This is a genomic window from Citrobacter portucalensis (genome assembly GCF_002042885.1).
Classification (GTDB): Bacteria; Pseudomonadota; Gammaproteobacteria; order Enterobacterales; family Enterobacteriaceae; genus Citrobacter; species Citrobacter portucalensis.
Genome location: NZ_MVFY01000003.1, coordinates 225729 through 241987 on the forward strand (window position 1 = coordinate 225729; position 16259 = coordinate 241987).

Annotated in this window: 13 protein-coding genes; 3 read left to right on the plus strand and 10 right to left on the minus strand. The window is 51.6% G+C overall.

All coding sequences use genetic code 11. From position 1 onward, the window contains the following. Positions 1-45: 45 nt before the first annotated feature. Positions 46-861: a helix-turn-helix domain-containing protein gene (locus BZK40_RS06150; RefSeq protein WP_079934336.1), complete on the minus strand. Its 816-nt coding sequence runs from the start codon at positions 859-861 to the stop codon at positions 46-48. 252 nt (positions 862-1113) lie between these two features. Here BZK40_RS06150 and BZK40_RS06155 point away from each other — a divergent pair, with 252 nt between their 5' ends. Both BZK40_RS06155 and BZK40_RS06160 read left to right on the plus strand, forming a co-directional pair. After that, positions 1114-2514, plus strand: a complete 1401-nt coding sequence (locus BZK40_RS06155) for an MFS transporter (protein ID WP_079934337.1) — start codon at positions 1114-1116, stop codon at positions 2512-2514. Positions 2515-2524: 10 nt separating this feature from the next. After that, entirely contained in the window at positions 2525-4480 is a 1956-nt protein-coding gene (locus tag BZK40_RS06160) for a glycoside hydrolase family 127 protein (protein WP_079934338.1), read from the plus strand. 87 nt (positions 4481-4567) lie between these two features. On the opposite strand, the gene BZK40_RS06165 is transcribed toward BZK40_RS06160, so the two are convergent. Next, positions 4568-5308 carry a MipA/OmpV family protein gene (locus BZK40_RS06165; RefSeq protein WP_032945338.1) on the minus strand — a complete coding sequence of 247 codons (741 nt, stop codon included), beginning with the start codon at positions 5306-5308 and terminating at the stop codon, positions 4568-4570. A gap of 121 nt (positions 5309-5429) precedes the next feature. On the opposite strand from BZK40_RS06165, the gene BZK40_RS06170 reads away from it, so the two are divergent. Next, the gene (locus BZK40_RS06170; RefSeq protein ID WP_079934339.1) at positions 5430-6380 is read left to right on the plus strand and encodes a LysR family transcriptional regulator; all 951 of its coding nucleotides are present in this window, start codon (positions 5430-5432) and stop codon (positions 6378-6380) included. A gap of 16 nt (positions 6381-6396) precedes the next feature. Here the strand turns inward: BZK40_RS06170 and BZK40_RS06175 are convergent, their stop codons facing one another. The 8 genes from BZK40_RS06175 to BZK40_RS06210 all read right to left on the minus strand — a co-directional run bounded on the left by BZK40_RS06175 (position 6397) and on the right by BZK40_RS06210 (position 16257). After that, positions 6397-7533: an HlyD family secretion protein gene (locus tag BZK40_RS06175; RefSeq protein ID WP_003827345.1), complete on the minus strand. Its 1137-nt coding sequence runs from the start codon at positions 7531-7533 to the stop codon at positions 6397-6399. 5 nt (positions 7534-7538) lie between these two features. Then, positions 7539-7862, minus strand: coding sequence for a DUF3302 domain-containing protein (locus tag BZK40_RS06180; RefSeq protein ID WP_003024200.1), 324 nt, complete (start codon positions 7860-7862; stop codon positions 7539-7541). A gap of 250 nt (positions 7863-8112) precedes the next feature. Next, positions 8113-9651, minus strand: coding sequence for an aldehyde dehydrogenase AldB (gene aldB, locus BZK40_RS06185; RefSeq protein WP_008786449.1), 1539 nt, complete (start codon positions 9649-9651; stop codon positions 8113-8115). 92 nt (positions 9652-9743) lie between these two features. Further along, positions 9744-10895: an L-threonine dehydrogenase gene (gene yiaY / locus BZK40_RS06190; protein ID WP_008786450.1), complete on the minus strand. Its 1152-nt coding sequence runs from the start codon at positions 10893-10895 to the stop codon at positions 9744-9746. Positions 10896-11083: 188 nt separating this feature from the next. Beyond that, the gene (gene selB, locus BZK40_RS06195) at positions 11084-12928 is read right to left on the minus strand and encodes a selenocysteine-specific translation elongation factor (protein ID WP_079934340.1); all 1845 of its coding nucleotides are present in this window, start codon (positions 12926-12928) and stop codon (positions 11084-11086) included. Beyond that, entirely contained in the window at positions 12925-14316 is a 1392-nt protein-coding gene (gene selA / locus BZK40_RS06200; protein WP_079934341.1) for an L-seryl-tRNA(Sec) selenium transferase, read from the minus strand. Before selA ends, selB begins: the two co-directional genes overlap by 4 nt. Before the next feature lie 98 nt (positions 14317-14414). After that, positions 14415-15023: a glutathione S-transferase gene (locus BZK40_RS06205; RefSeq protein WP_008786453.1), complete on the minus strand. Its 609-nt coding sequence runs from the start codon at positions 15021-15023 to the stop codon at positions 14415-14417. A 97-nt stretch (positions 15024-15120) separates the two neighbouring features. Further along, positions 15121-16257: an HlyD family secretion protein gene (locus tag BZK40_RS06210; RefSeq protein WP_079934342.1), complete on the minus strand. Its 1137-nt coding sequence runs from the start codon at positions 16255-16257 to the stop codon at positions 15121-15123. Positions 16258-16259 lie beyond the last annotated feature (2 nt).

Below are 16259 nucleotides of genomic sequence, written 5' to 3' on the forward strand. Positions count from 1 at the left end.
AATTTTGTAGGCCGGGTAAGCATAGCGCCACCCGGCGATCCTCATTTACGCCGAATTAATATGCTCTTTGCAGTAGCGCCTTTTCCACGCCGCAGGCGTCAGGCTGGTATGCTTACGAAAGATTTTGCGAAAGTAACCCACATCATTAAATCCACATTTAATCGCCACTTCGGTAAGTGACAGCGAGTCACTGATCAACAACTTTTCCGCTGCCCTTACCCGCTGACGATGCAATGCTTCAGTTAGCGTCAGCCGGAAAGCGCTACGGAATACACGCCCCAGATAATCCGCATTGCAATGCAGCTCTTTCGCCAGAGTTGAAGCACTAATCGGCAGATGGAACTGGGTGTGGATTATTTGTTGCGCTTTCCATGCCAGCGCATTACCGGGGCTATCTGCGGGTTGCTCACTAGCCGCCGCGGAGATTTGCTGCAAAATCAGCAGTAGGATCAGTTCCAGCGCAACGCTGCGATGAATATTTTCCTGCTCACGTAAGAACTGGCGAAACAGCGAAATAATATATTGTGGCTCGCTAACCCGGGCATGCTGAGGAATCGCAAGCAACGGTTCTGTAAGTGAAGCATCGTTTTCTGCTGTCACCTCAAAGTGTAGCCAGTAAAATTTTAAATCAGCCGGAAACTGTCCCACACCAATATGCGAACGCTGCGGCCATAACAGCAAACTTTCTCCAGCATTCACGCAAAAAACGGTCTGACCTTCGCGAATCATTAATGTCCCTTTTTCGACAAAGATGATTTCCCAGGATTGCAATTGCCGCGCCGGATGGCTTCCCACACCTCGGGAAATAAATAGCCCACCATTTTGCACTTTAATCGGAAGAGACATGGATAATTCGAGCATATATATTCAAATTCCCGCTTTTTGCATTATTTAAACTGCTCTTTATTATTGATTATTCACGATAAACTTGCTTTTCGCTGGATCGAAATCACATTTTTATAATGAAGTCGGAATTGTCATCTTTTTATACTTTTCTCTTCCCTTGTTGACCCAAACATTTCGTGCAGAATAAATAACGTACTTTGCAAATTACAAACAAATAACCCGCAACGTAGCGGGATACTTTCTGAACATCCTCTCCGGGAGTTATTTATGACTTCGGCTCCGATTACGACATCTGATTTGGCACAGCGTGCCCAGGACGACAAATTATCCCTGCGTGAAAAAATAGGTTATGGGTTAGGCGATGCTGGCGGGACGGTAATTACCTGTCTGATCATGAACTTCCTGACATTTTTCTACACCGATGTCTTCGGGTTAACGCCCGCGCTGGTCGGCACATTGTTTATCGCCCTGCGCGTATTTGATGCCATTTCCGATCCGATAATGGGCATACTTGCCGACCGCACGCAAAGCCGCTGGGGGCGTTTTCGCCCATGGCAGCTGTGGGTGGCAATTCCCATTGGCATCATTGGCGTACTCACGTTTACCGTCCCTGACGCCAGCATGAGCGTAAAAATCGCCTGGGCATTCGGCACCTATCTACTGCTCTCTGTCGGCTATACCGCCATCAACGTACCGTATTGTGCGCTGATCAACACCATGACGACCCGCCATAACGAGGTGATCGCCTGTCAGTCCTGGCGCTTTGTGCTGTGCGGCGTGGCGGGATTCCTTGTCTCCGTTGGTCTGCCGTGGATGGTGGATATTCTGGGTCAGGGCAATGTCGCGCAGGGTTATCAGTTCGGCGTGGGCATCCTGTGCGCCATCGCTGTGGTGATGTTCCTGTGCTGCTTCTTCTGGGTTCGCGAGCGTGTGCCGCTGGCGATGATGGGGAAATTTACCCTGCGTGAACACATTGGTGGGCTACGCAAAAATGACCAGTTGCTGCTAATGCTGGTGATGTCTTTCCTGCTGATTAACGTCTTCAATATTCGTGGCGGCGGGTACATGTATTTCATTACCTACGTGCTGGAAGGCAGTACCGCTTACACGTCGCTGTTTTTCACCATGGTGACCTTTGCGTCCATCATCGGTTCAGTGGTTGTCAGCCCGCTGACCCGCCGTATAGATACCGTCAAACTCTATTACTACACCAACCTGGTGCTGGCAGCCCTGGCAGTGATGATGTGGTTCCTGCCGACCGGTCCGGCTTATCAAACATTATGGCTGGCGGTTATTCTCGGCAACGGCATTATTCTGGGCTTTACGCTGCCTCTGCACTTCTCGCTGATGGCCTTTGCCGACGATTACGGCGAGTGGAAAACCGGCGTGCGTTCTTCCGGCATGAATTTCGCCTTCAACCTGTTTTTCATCAAGCTGGCCTGGGCCTCAAGCGCGGGGATCATCAGCCTGTTATTTATTTTTGTCGCCTATCAGCCAGGCGCTGGTAACCAAACCGCCAGTTCGCTGCAAGGAATTACCGCGATGGAGACGCTGCTTCCCGCGCTGTTCCACCTGCTGTTGGCGCTGTCTATCCGCATCTGCAAACTCAATAATCCGATGATGTCGCGCATTGCCACCGATCTGCGTCTGCGTCATGTACAGCCTTAAGGAGCACGAAATGAACGTACTGGAAGTCGACCTGCATAAGCTCACCGTCAGCGATCCGTTCCTCGGACAATACCAACAGTTGGTCCGTGATGTAGTGATCCCCTACCAGTGGGATGCGCTGAATGACCGCATTGCAGAGGCGGAACCAAGTCATGCGATAGAGAACTTTCGTATCGCCGCAGGACTGCAGGATGGCGAATTTTACGGCATGGTTTTTCAGGATAGCGACGTAGCGAAATGGCTGGAGGCAGTCGCCTGGTCCCTGTGCCAGAAACCTGATGCGGAACTTGAGAAAACCGCAGATGAGGTCATCGAGTTGGTGGCCGCTGCGCAGTGTGAAGACGGCTATCTCAATACATACTTTACAGTGAAAGCCCCGGATGAACGCTGGACTAACCTCGCCGAGTGTCATGAGTTGTACTGTGCAGGTCATTTGATCGAAGCAGGCGTCGCGTTCTTTCAGGCGACGGGAAAACGTCGTCTTTTAGACGTAGTGTGCCGTCTGGCGGACCACATCGATAACGTTTTCGGGCTTGGAGAGAATCAACTGCGCGGCTATCCGGGACACCCGGAAGTTGAGCTGGCGTTAATGCGCTTATACGAAGTGACCCAACAACCACGCTACATGGCGCTGGTAAATTACTTTGTGGAGCAGCGCGGCGCGCAACCCCATTTCTATGACGAAGAGTACGAAAAGCGCGGCCAAACCTCTTACTGGCATACTTACGGCCCGGCATGGATGGTGAAAGACAAACCCTATAGCCAGGCTCATCAGCCCATTTCAGAACAGCAAACGGCGATCGGTCATGCAGTACGTTTTGTTTATCTGATGACCGGCGTGGCGCATCTGGCACGCTTGAGTCAGGACGAAGGCAAGCGTCAGGATTGCCTGCGTCTGTGGAAAAACATGGCCCAGCGTCAGTTGTACATTACCGGCGGGATCGGTTCACAAAGCAGCGGAGAGGCGTTTAGCAGCGATTACGATCTGCCTAACGACTCCGTGTATGCGGAAAGCTGCGCCTCAATCGGTCTAATGATGTTCGCCCGCAGAATGCTGGAGATGGAGGCAGACAGCCAGTATGCCGACGTGATGGAGCGCGCCCTGTATAACACCGTATTGGGCGGGATGGCGCTCGATGGCAAGCACTTCTTCTATGTGAACCCGCTGGAAGTGCATCCTAAATCATTAAAATTCAATCATATTTATGACCACGTGAAACCCGTTCGTCAGCGCTGGTTTGGCTGCGCCTGTTGCCCGCCGAATATCGCCCGCGTACTCACCTCTATTGGTCATTACATCTACACACCACGTCAGGACGCGCTGTATATCAATATGTACGTGGGCAATAGCATGGAAGTCCCCGTGGCGGATGGCTCGCTCAAGCTGCGCATTAGCGGGGATTATCCATGGCATGAGCAGGTGAAAATCGCCATCGAATCACCGCAGTCGATATATCACACCCTGGCCCTGCGCCTGCCAGACTGGTGCACCGCACCGCAGGTTTTACTGAATGGTCAGCCAGTTGAGCAGGATATTCGTAAAGGATATTTGCACATCAGCCGAACCTGGCAGGAAGGCGATACGCTCAGTCTGACCCTGCCAATGCCGGTGCGTCGGGTATACGGAAATCCATTAGTGCGTCATGTCGCCGGTAAGGTCGCCATTCAGCGTGGACCGCTGGTGTATTGCCTGGAGCAGGCCGATAACGGTGAGGAATTGCATAACCTGTGGTTGCCAAAAGAGAGTGAGTTCAGAGTATTCGAGGGTAAGGGATTGTTCAGCCATAAAATGTTAATTCAGGCTGAAGGCGTGAAGCAAAGTACTGCCGATGCAGCACAACAATCGTTGTGGCACTACGATGTTTCCCCAGCTTCGCGCCAGGCGCATACGTTGACGTTTATTCCGTGGTTTAGCTGGGCGAACCGTGGTGAAGGCGAAATGCGTATCTGGATAAACGAGCAGTAATAATAAGGCGGATGGCGGCGGTTAGCCCCCATCCGTCAATGTCTCATGAAAAGATTGCCCTCCTCCCTGAGGACAAACGGGTGAGAATCAGAAACGCCAGGTCAGACCGGACATAAAGGTGAAGCTGTCATCACGATCAACCATCGGACTATTTTTAATGTCATCCGGCAGTGCGCTATAGTTGGCGCTTGCCAGCAGCGTCAGGTTAGTGGTTAATGCGTATTTAGCGGACAGGCCAACATACGGTGTCCAGCTATCGCCTGGGGAATAGCTTGATAAGCCACTACGACGGGACTCATTACCCGAAATGCCGTAGTAGTATTCATTGAATTTTTCGTCATAGTAGAGCACGCCAATTGATGGCGTCAGCGTCAGCTTGCCCATCGGCATTGGACGGAACAGTGAAACTTCCCCTACCCAGCCATTACTGTTGTCCAGCACATCCGCAGCAGCGGAGACTTTCACGCTACCCCATCTTTCATGGTGATACCACGCGGCACCCGCCATTGCCGTTGCGTCACGCTTATCCAGCGTTTTCATCGCGTGATCGTCATTGTCGCCGGGATCAAACTCAAGCGGCATATAAGAGGCAGTAATACTAAATTCATTACTTTCACTCTTAGACAAAATATAACCTAGCGTTGTTTGCCTAAAATAAAATGATTCACTTTCATAACTGACAAGCGGTACTGCGTGAACATTATCATTATACCCGCGATAAGGTGATTCATTATATACAGCGCCAGCGCCAATAGAAAATTCTGCGGCAGTTGCACTCGCCATAAAAGAAAAGGCGAGCAGCGCCACAATATTGTGTTTAATTAACATGCCAACATTCCATTTTAAAATAAGCTACAAAGCGGGTGCATAATAATGCTTACAATTTCATCGGTGCAAGGTTCATATTTATATAGTAATATATATAAAATTATATATATTGGGCTTGGCGATGAATAAATTACAACTTAAACACCGGGAACTGAAGATTATTTCGGTAATTGCTGCCAGTGAAAATATCAGCCATGCCGCTACTGTTCTCGGCATTGCTCAGGCCAATGTAAGTAAGTATCTTGCTGATTTTGAATCAAAAGTTGGGCTAAAGGTATTTGACCGCACCACCCGACAACTGACCCTCACGCCGTTTGGTATAGCGTTACTTCCTTACATCAATGACATGTTAGACAGAAATGATCAGTTAAATAATTTCATTGCTGATTATAAGCACGAGAAACGTGGAAAAGTAACGGTATATGCACCAACCGGAATTATTGCTTACTTATCGCAACATGTTATTGCAAAAATTATGGATATTGGCGATATCAGTCTGGTGCTAAAAACCTATAACCTGGATCGCAAAGCATTTTATGAAGGCGTCGACTTTCCTGACGATTGTGATATTTTACTTTCCTATGCTCATCCTAAAGATGAATCACTGGTCGCCAGTTTTATCACTAAATATGCGGTTATTGCTTTTGCCAGTCGGGAATATCTCACCAAGAATCCTATTAGTAGTCCTGATGAATTAGTTAACCATTCCTGCATTCTAATTGATTCTATGATGATTGATGATGCCAACATTTGGCGATTCAATTCTGCTGAAGACAAAAAGATGCGCGACTATCGTGTGACGGGAAATTACATCTGCGACAATACACAATCGGCACTGGCGCTGGCGCGTAACCATTTGGGGATTGTTTTTGCGCCAAATGAAAGTGTGCAAAAAGATTGTCGTTCCGAGATGCTGGTCCCGTGTTTCTCAGAACAACATGAATGGTGGCTGGATTTAGTGGCGATTTTCCGCAAGCGTGAATACCAGCCCTGGCGAGTGCAGTATATTCTCGATGCAATGCTCGCGGAGATACGTCAGCAACTTGCTCAGGCGATACGACAGCCTGAGTAAGCGAAATAGCCTGCGCTTAGTGGTCGAGATACAGGTAATGCACCCAACTGGTCATCCGCAGCAACACCTTGCGCATGACCGACACATGTTCGAAGTGGTCAGAGTAAACGGCGACCTGCGCGTAGATCCCATCAGGTAATGCGTTCACATCCGCATTATCGTTCAGCTCAATCGTGGCGATTACCCCTTCCGAACCAGGCGTAGAGTTTAAAGATTGCAGTGCCCCGTTCGACTGGTATGTACCACCCGGTACCGCCGGACTAATGGCGGCCAGTTTACCGCTAAACACCTTACCCGGCAGGGCGTTAAACACCACTTCAGCTTCATCACCTGGTTCCAGTCGCAACAGCGAGTTTTGACGGAACTGGGCGATAATTTGTCGTTTCTGATCCGGGATGAATACCATGACCGGACGCATCGGCAGCGCGGCGGCATAGGTTCCTGGGCGCATCAGCACCTGAGTGACGTAACCATCGCTGGGCGCGCGAACCACGGTCTGGTCCAGGTTGAACTCTGCTTCCGCTAGCTGTGCTTTCAGGCTGGCAATTTGCGAATTCTCACCCAGTACCAGGCTGTCCAACTGGCTCTGAATTTGCTGTTGTTCTGCAACGGAGGATTTCACCGAGGCTTCCTGCGCCAGGTAGTTTTGGCGCGCCGCATCGATATCGCGTTCAGAAAAAGGATTCACCTTCGCCTGACTCCCCTGCGCATAGCGCTGGTAATCTTTTGCCAGTTTGTCACGCGTGGCCTTTGCCCGCTGCGTGTTGGCTTTCATTTCGTCTAACTGCGCAACCAGAGCCTGCTCTTTATGCTGTGCGGTAACAATATCAGCCTTCAGGCGATCGACCCGCGCCTGATAACGCCCTGGATTAAGCTTAAACAGAACCTCGCCTTTTTTGATTAGCGTATTCTTCTTATCCGTCACTTCTGTCACTACACCCGTTACCTGCGGCACCACGGGAATAGAAATTACCGCTTTTTGTGCCTTAAATGTATACGGATGGTTATAATTCATCAGTAATATAAGTCCGCAAACAATGAATATACCGCCTAATGCCGCGGTAGGAACTGTCCATTTATTTACAGGAATTTTAAAAATTTTAAATATTGACCATGCGCACGCCACATAGGTCAGAACAATCAGTAAATCCATCGATATTACTCCGCCGGAGAGGTCTTGGCCTCACCCAGTTTCTTTTCCAGATCCGCAACCCTTGCCTGAAGCTGGATCAGGGAAGAATCCGCGCTCTGCATGCCCCACCCGCGTTCCGGGCGATAAAGCGTTGCCCAGATCCATAAAAAGGGCCAAATAACATGTAAGGTAAACAAACTAACCCAACCCGCAACATGTATTGCGTCGGCATGAGGATGGTTACGTTTCTTTGCAATTAGATAGGGAATATCATGCAGAATAATAATCCCGTAAAAAATGACCAGGAATACAAAAATAAGCACTCCTAATGCAAAATAATTAAGGAACATATTTGCCTCAGGGATTTAAATTAAGGAATTCGGATGCAATTTGATTTAAACAATAGAGTTGATAATAGTATTGGAATGACCAGATTGGATGCAATTATCTTATTTATATAACGATATATGGGTTTATATATACCCGTCGTCTTTCGAGCTGCTTCTTTGTTGGCTGCGTTCGTTCACCCCAGCCACTTACCTGAGGACATAACTTGATGCCCGGTACGCTAAACGCGACCGGGCAGTAGGTGACGTGAAATTAAAACAGCCCCAGTGGTTTATCAGAGTAGCTCACTAACAGGCATTTGGTTTGCTGATAATGCTCAAGCATCATCTTATGCGTCTCGCGCCCGATACCCGACTGCTTGTAGCCGCCGAACGCCGCATGCGCCGGGTAAGCATGGTAACAGTTGGTCCAAACTCGCCCCGCCTGAATCCCACGCCCCATTTTGTAAGCCAGATTTCCGTTTCGACTCCAGACACCAGCGCCAAGCCCATATTGGGTGTCATTAGCGATTTCCAGCGCTTCCTCCATGGTTTTAAACGTCGTGACAGCCAGCACCGGTCCGAAGATCTCCTCCTGGAAAACCCGCATGTTGTTCTTACCAAACAGAATAGTCGGTTCGAGGTAGTACCCCTCTTTTAACTCGCCATCCAGCTGCTTGCGCCGCCCGCCGGTGAGAACATCTGCCCCTTCTTTTTTACCAATGTCGATGTAATTCAGAATGGTTTCCAGTTGACCATGCGACACCTGCGCGCCCATTTGCGTCACGCTGTCTAACGGGTTGCCGCTACGGATACTTTCCACCCGACGTATGGCTCTTTCCATAAAACGTTCGTAAATGGATTCTTGTACCAGCGCCCGACTCGGGCAGGTACATACTTCGCCCTGGTTGAAGGCAAACAATGCAAAACCTTCCAGCGCTTTGTCAAAGAACGCATCTTCTTCATCCATCACGTCCGCGAAGAAGATATTGGGGGATTTCCCGCCCAGCTCCAGCGTGACAGGGATAATGTTCTGCGTGGCGTACTGCATGATCTGCTGCCCAACTTCCGTTGAGCCGGTAAACGCCACTTTTGCAATGCGTTTTGACGTCGCCAGATACTCACCGATTTCCCCTCCCGCGCCGTTTACCACGTTCACCACGCCAGGCGGGAGCAGATCGCCGACAACTTCCATCAGCAACAACACGGACAGCGGCGTCAGACGCGCAGGTTTAAGCACGACACAGTTACCGGCAGCCAGGGCGGGCGCCATCTTCCAACTGGCCATCAACAGCGGGAAGTTCCACGGGATAATTTGCCCCACCACGCCAAGAGGTTCATGGAAGTGATACGCCACGGTATCGCTATCAACTTCGCTTATTCCCCCTTCCTGTGCACGAATACAGGACGCGAAATAGCGGAAATGATCAATCGCCAGCGGCACATCTGCCGCGCTGGTTTCACGGATGGGTTTACCGTTATCCCAGGTTTCAGCCGTCGCCAGCAGCTCCAGATTTTGCTCCATACGATCGGCAATTTTGAACAAAATCGCCGCCCTGTCCTGCACGGAAGTCTGCGCCCATTTGTCTTTTGCTTTGTGCGCGGCATCCAGTGCCAAATCGATGTCCTTTTTGCCGGAAGAGGCCACTTCGCACAGTAATTGCCCGGTTACCGGCGTCAGGTTTTGGTAATACTCACCGTCCACCGGTGCGATCCAGTCACCGCCGATAAAGTTATCGTATCGGGCTTTTAACTTCAGAGGGTAACCATACTCGCCGGGATAAATACGCGTTGAAGGGGGGTTATTGGTCATGACCGTCTCCTTGCTGTAGGGGTACTACAAGGGTAGACGGGGCTGGCGAATTATTCGCCAGCCTTTTACTGCTTTACGACAGGTATCACGAATTACATGGCAGCACGATAAATCGCCATGATTTCTTCATGTGTCGCCTGAATCGGGTTAGTGAAACCACAGGCATCTTTCAGGGCATTAGTCGCCAGAACGGCAAAATCTTCTTCTTTCACGTTCAGCTCACGCAGCCCAGCCGGAATATTCACTTTCTGCGCCAGTTCGCGGATCGCCGCGATGCAGGCTTCTGCCCCTTGCTCTTCGCTCAGACCAGCAACGTTCACACCCATTGCCGAGGCGCAATCGCGCAGGCGAGCGGCAGCAACTTTGCTATTAAATACCTGTACGTGCGGCAGCAGTACGGCATTACATACTCCGTGTGGCAGATCGTAGAAGCCACCCAACTGGTGCGCCATCGCATGCACGTAGCCAAGAGAGGCATTGTTAAAGGCCATGCCTGCGAGGAACTGCGCATAGGCCATGGCTTCGCGCGCCTGAGCATTGCCGCCCTCTTCCACGGCGACCGGCAGGTTTTCCGCAATCATGGTGACAGCTTTAAGCGCGCACGCATCGGTAATGGGGGTCGCAGCAATAGAAACATAGGCTTCGATAGCGTGAGTCAGCGCATCCATACCGGTAGCCGCCGTCAGAGACTTCGGCATACCGACCATCAGCGAGGAGTCATTGACGGACAGCAGCGGTGTAACATGCTTATCCACAATCGCCATTTTAATGTGGCGTACTTCATCAGTGATGATGCAGAAGCGGGTCATTTCAGATGCCGTACCCGCCGTGGTGTTGATGGCGATCATCGGCAGCTGCGGTTTTGCAGAGCGGTCTACGCCTTCGTAGTCACGAATATCGCCACCGTTAGCCGCCACCAGCGCAATGCCCTTCGCACAATCGTGAGGAGAGCCGCCGCCGAGAGAAATAACGCTATCACAGTCATTTTCTTTCAGCATTTTCAGGCCAGCAGCAACGTTACTGGTCGTGGGGTTAGGATGCGTACCATCGTAAATTACGCTGGAAATATCATGTTCCTGTAGCGCTTTTTGAATATCGCCAGCCATACCTAATTTCGTCAGCATGGCATCCGTAACAATCAGCGTACGGCGAAAACCATATTCCGCCATTGTATTCATTGCGTCTTTTAATGCGTCAGCGCCGATTACATTCACGGAAGGAATAAAAAATGTTGAAGCAGCCATTGTACGATCCTTAATTACTCTAAAGAGGTAGGAAGCATACGAGTGAAATTTCCAACAAAATATGATCGTGGTTGTTATTTTAATAACACTTACAATTAAAAAGCACATTAGGTTCATAATCTAATGTGCTTATTTCAATCAACATCTATTTTGTATTAATTCATTTAATCCATGAATTAATTGTTTCATTATTTTTCAGGGAACAGCAACGCATCGCGTAATAAATGATCATTTCCCCGACGGCGAGTAAAACCAATGCGGTCAAAATATTCCAGAATTTGGATAGCCAATTTGCGCCCAACGTTAAGCCTGTCGCGAAAATCGGCGGCACATGTCGATCCCCTTTCCTGATCCAGTTCGCGGATCATATTGGCAAAGGCCACAATCCGATCGTTACGGTAATAACGATCTTTCACGATCGCGGTAATGATGCCTTGCTGTGCCGCTTGTCGTAACGCCACACGCATCATCTGTTCATCCGTTCCCGTCTGTTTTGCCAAATCGCGCACCCACCACGGCTCATCGCCAAAAAGCGGTTCTACTTTTTGCCAGATTGCCAACTGCTCATCGCTGAAACCCGCCTTATGTTCCGGCAAATGCAACCAGCCATGATGGCTATGAATAGCGCCACTCTCGCGCATCTTTTCAATTAGCAGCAATACCAGCGCTTCGTCTTCCATCGGCAAAGCCATACGGCGCAGGCGCTCGCGCCCGGGCCCTGGTTCATCACGGTGCTGCTCATGGTAGGTCGCCAGCGTATCGAGAACTTTCCGCTGCCAGCGCGCGGCAACGGGGGCATTCAACAGGCTGTATCCCGCCTGAATAAATCCATGCTGCTCAATCAACGGACGCATACCGTTGCCATTGAGCTGACGCGCCCAGGCAAAGTCAGGAATATTCACCGCCCCACGCGCCAGGTGCAGCGCCAGAGCGTCACCGTCAGTCTCCGCGTTTTCCAGCGCCGACAGCCACTGTAAATATTCCGGCTTACGCTTTCCGCGTCGCGGCGGATTAAGCGTCACAACACGTGCACCTGCCAGCGTTGTGCGGGCAGAAATATCACGCAGCACCAGACGGTCGTTATCAGCAAGCCAGAGTGGTGTATCAAACACCAGTTCCGCCAGCGTTCCTTCAAGCAGAGAGATGCGCCCGGTGACATGGCTGGCCGCGTGGTGAATATGCAACGGTTGCCACTGCATCAGCGGCGCAGCATGTTCTAAAGAAACAATCACGCGGGTAAAAGCCTCTGGCGGCGCATCGGAAAGCAGCCAGTCGCCGCGGTTTAGTTCTTCTTTTTGCGCATCGCCGGCAATATTCAGCGCAATACGTTGTCCCGCTTGCGCGCGGTCGGTGGCCTGATTTTGTGCATGCAGGCTACGTACGCGCATCGGTTTGTTGACTCCCGTGAGCCACAGCGTGTCACCGACATTCACTTCACCGCTGAGCGCCGTCCCGGTCACTACCAGCCCTGCGCCTTTGACCGTAAAGGCACGGTCAATCGCCAGGCGGAAGCTGTGTTCGCGGGCATGCTCGCGCGACGTTAATTGCAACAAATGGTCACGCAGTTCCTCGATGCCACGGCCTTCACTGGCCGCAGTGACGAAAAGCACCGACTCCGCGAAACCATAATTCCCCAGCGTGGCCTGAATCTCCGCACGCACCTCTTCAATTCTTGCTTCGTCTACGCGGTCGGCTTTCGTGAGTGCCACGGTGATCTGCGGATTGCCCGTCAGCTGCAGAATTTGCAAATGCTCACGGGTTTGCGCCATTACGCCATCATCACACGCCACCACCAGTAACGCGTGATCGATGCCGCCGACCCCCGCCAACATGTTGGACAGAAACTTTTCGTGTCCAGGAACGTCGATAAACCCCAGCACCCGCCCATCCGGCTGCGGCCAGTAGGCATAGCCGAGATCGATGGTCATGCCGCGCTTTTTTTCTTCCGGCAGACGGTCGGCATTCACACCGGTAATCGCCTGTAATAACGTTGTTTTTCCGTGGTCAACGTGTCCGGCGGTTGCAATAATCATTTCAGCATCATCTCCATAAACCGGGTCTCGTCTTCAAGGCAGCGCAGATCCAGCCATAAGCGGCCATCATAAATTCGCCCAATAACCGGCACGGGCAGCGTACGCCAACGGGTTGCCAACGCTTCAAGGCGGCTCCCGCGCCCGTCATGTGGGGTAAAGGTTAGCGCCGCGCTGGGCAGCCTATCAACAGGTAGTGAGCCGCTGCCAATCTGCGACAGGCAAGGCATCACATTCAGGGCGAACTCATCACCGTAATGCTCTGCAAGCTGTGCCTGTAATTGCTGTGCCTGCGCGTGGATCGCTTCTTGTGAGCGGGTGAGCTGGCGCAACGTCGGCAACTTCTCCGCCAGTGCTTCCGGGTGCAGATAGAGCCGTAGCGTCGCTTCCAGCGCAGCCAGTGTCATTTTATCTGCCCGTAATGCGCGTTTCAGCGGATGGCTCTGCAAACGAGCGATCATCTCTTTTTTACCGACAATTATCCCAGCCTGCGGCCCGCCCAGCAGTTTATCGCCGGAGAAACTCACCAGACTGACGCCAGCGGCAATCAGTTGCTGCGGCATCGGCTCCTGCGGCAAACCATACTGGCTGAGATCGACCAGCGAACCACTGCCCAGATCCGCCACCACCGGTACATCCAGCTCCTGGCCAATTACGGCCAGCTCCGCCTCATCCACCGACTTTGTGAAGCCTTCAATGCTGTAATTACTGGTATGCACTTTCATCAGCAGACCGGTGTTTTCATTCACCGCCTGGCGGTAATCTTTCGCATGGGTCCGGTTGGTGGTCCCCACCTCGCGTAGAATGCATCCGGCCTGACACATGACGTCCGGAATACGAAACGCGCCGCCAATTTCCACCAGCTCGCCGCGAGACACAACCACCTCTTTGCCGTTCGCCGTGGCGGCCAGCATCAGCAGAACAGCTGCCGCATTGTTATTGACGATACAGGCGTCTTCCGCCCCCGTCAGACGGCAGAGTAAATCCGCCAGGGCCCGATCCCGATGTCCCCGCCCGGCATCATCCAGACTGTATTCCAGCGTCACCGGCGTGCGCATCGCCTGTACCACCGCTTCAATTGCTTCTTCGGCCTGCGACGCGCGCCCAAGGTTGGTATGCAGCACCGTTCCGGTCAGGTTAATCACCGGGCGTAGCGCGCTTTGCGATTCTCGTTCCAGCCGGGCGCTGGCTTCTTGTGCCCAGTCCTCACACCATGCCGGGAGCGCGTGCGTGTCGCGAATAGCTTCTCTGGCTTCGTCGAGCATGTGACGCAGCAGGTCAACCACCCGGGTATGGCCGTGAGATTCACGTAAGGCTGGGAAGGCGCTATCGCGCAATAAACGATCGATAGCAGGAAGCTGGCTGTAGAGTGAACGCATGTCGGTTGTCATGAAAGGGCCTGGCTGTTGGTGGCCCTCTCCACCGTGGAGAGGGATATCGATATAGGAAGGATTGTACCGTGACTTTGCTCAGGCGGACATAATACGCATCAAGCCTTTGGCGGTTCCGTGCGGGCAAAACTCTCGCGTTGAAAGAGCGTTTCCACCAGTTTGACCAGACGGGGTCGGTCAACACACCAGCCGGGCGCAACCCGACGGAAATTGAGATAACCGACGGCGCAGGCAATCGCAATGGTTGCCAGGTTAACCGTATCCGTTTTCAGCGTACCATCCGCCAGATAGCCTTCCAGCACATCCAGACTACGGGTGATCTTCTCACGCTGACGTAACAATTCTGTTTCTGACTGCTGCGCGGCAGGGCGAGCCTGTTCGCGCACCGAAACTAAACCGGCATCCATAATGCCGTCTGCCAACGCTTCCAACTGGCGTACCTTCAGCGCAGCCAGCGGATCACGCGGCAGCATGGCTGGTGCAATATCCAGTAGCTCTATATATTCCGCGATGATAGGAGAATCAAACCAATACTCGCCCGCATCGGTGACCAACGCGGGTACTTTACCTAACGGGTTATAGCGCGCCACGCCGCTATCCGCGTTATAGGGGAGTTCATTCACAAATTCGAAGGTGATGCCCTTTTCCAGTAACAGAATAGAAATTTTACGCACAAAAGGGCTGGTATAGCTGCCAATGAGTTTCATGCCGGGTCCTTTTTGCCAACAAAAAAGCGGTGCCCAACGATAGTGGGACACCGCTTAGTATGGCTCAGGTCACTGAAAATGGCAGGTGATGGCAGTCTCAATGATCCAAATAAAGGTAATGCATCCAACTGGTCATGCGCAGCAGTACTTTACGCATTACCGACACGTGGGCGAAATGGTCGGAATAGACTGCAACCTGAGCATAGATACCGTCCGGCAGCGCATCCACATCGGCATTCGGATCCAGCTCAATCGTAGCCAGCACGCCATCGGTACCCGGCACCACCGTTAAGGACTGTAATGCGCCCTGCGCCTGATAAGAACCGCCCGGAACGACCGGAAGAATACTGGTCAGCTTGCCGGTGAAAACCTGGCCAGGCAGCGCATTAAACACCACTTCCGCTTCATCGCCCGGCTTAAGGCGCAGCAGCGAGTTCTGGCGGAATTGCGCCACGATTTGCCGTTTTTGTTCAGGAATAAACACCATTACCGGACGCAAAGGTAATGCTGCTGCGTAAGTCCCCGGACGAATTAAAATCTGCGTGGCATAACCGTTGCTGGGGGCACGAACTACCGTCTGTTCAAGATTGTATTTAGCCTCGGCAAGCTGGGCACGTAGGGACGCAACCTGAGATTGCTCACCGTTGACCATACTGTCTAATTGGCTCTGAATCTGCGTCTGTTCTGCAACCGAGCCTTTGACCAGCGCATCCTGTGCCAGATAGTTTTGCCGGGCGTTATCGATATCGCTTTCAGAGAACGGGTTAACCTTCGCCTGACTGCCTTTCAAATAACGTTGATAATCTTTATACAGACGGTCACGTTCAGCAGATACACGGGTGGTATTGGCGACCGCTTCCGACAACTGTGCTTTCAGGTTGTCGATGTTGTGCGTAGCGGTAACCAGATCAGCCTGCAGCCTGTCGACACGCGCCTGATACCGTACCGGATCGAGCTTAAACAGCACATCGCCTTTTTTAATTAGCTGATTATTTTTATCCGTTACCTCACTAACAATTCCTGTGACTTGCGGAGTGACCGGAATTGAAATAACCGCTTTTTGCGCCGTAAAGGTATACGGGTGGTTATAGTTCATTAATAAAATCAATCCCGCAACAATGAACACCCCACCTAATGCAGCGGTAGCAAGCGTCCATTGGTTTACCGGAATACGGAATATTTTAAAGATGGACCAGGCAAAGGCCACATAGGTCAGGACTATCAACAAATCCATGA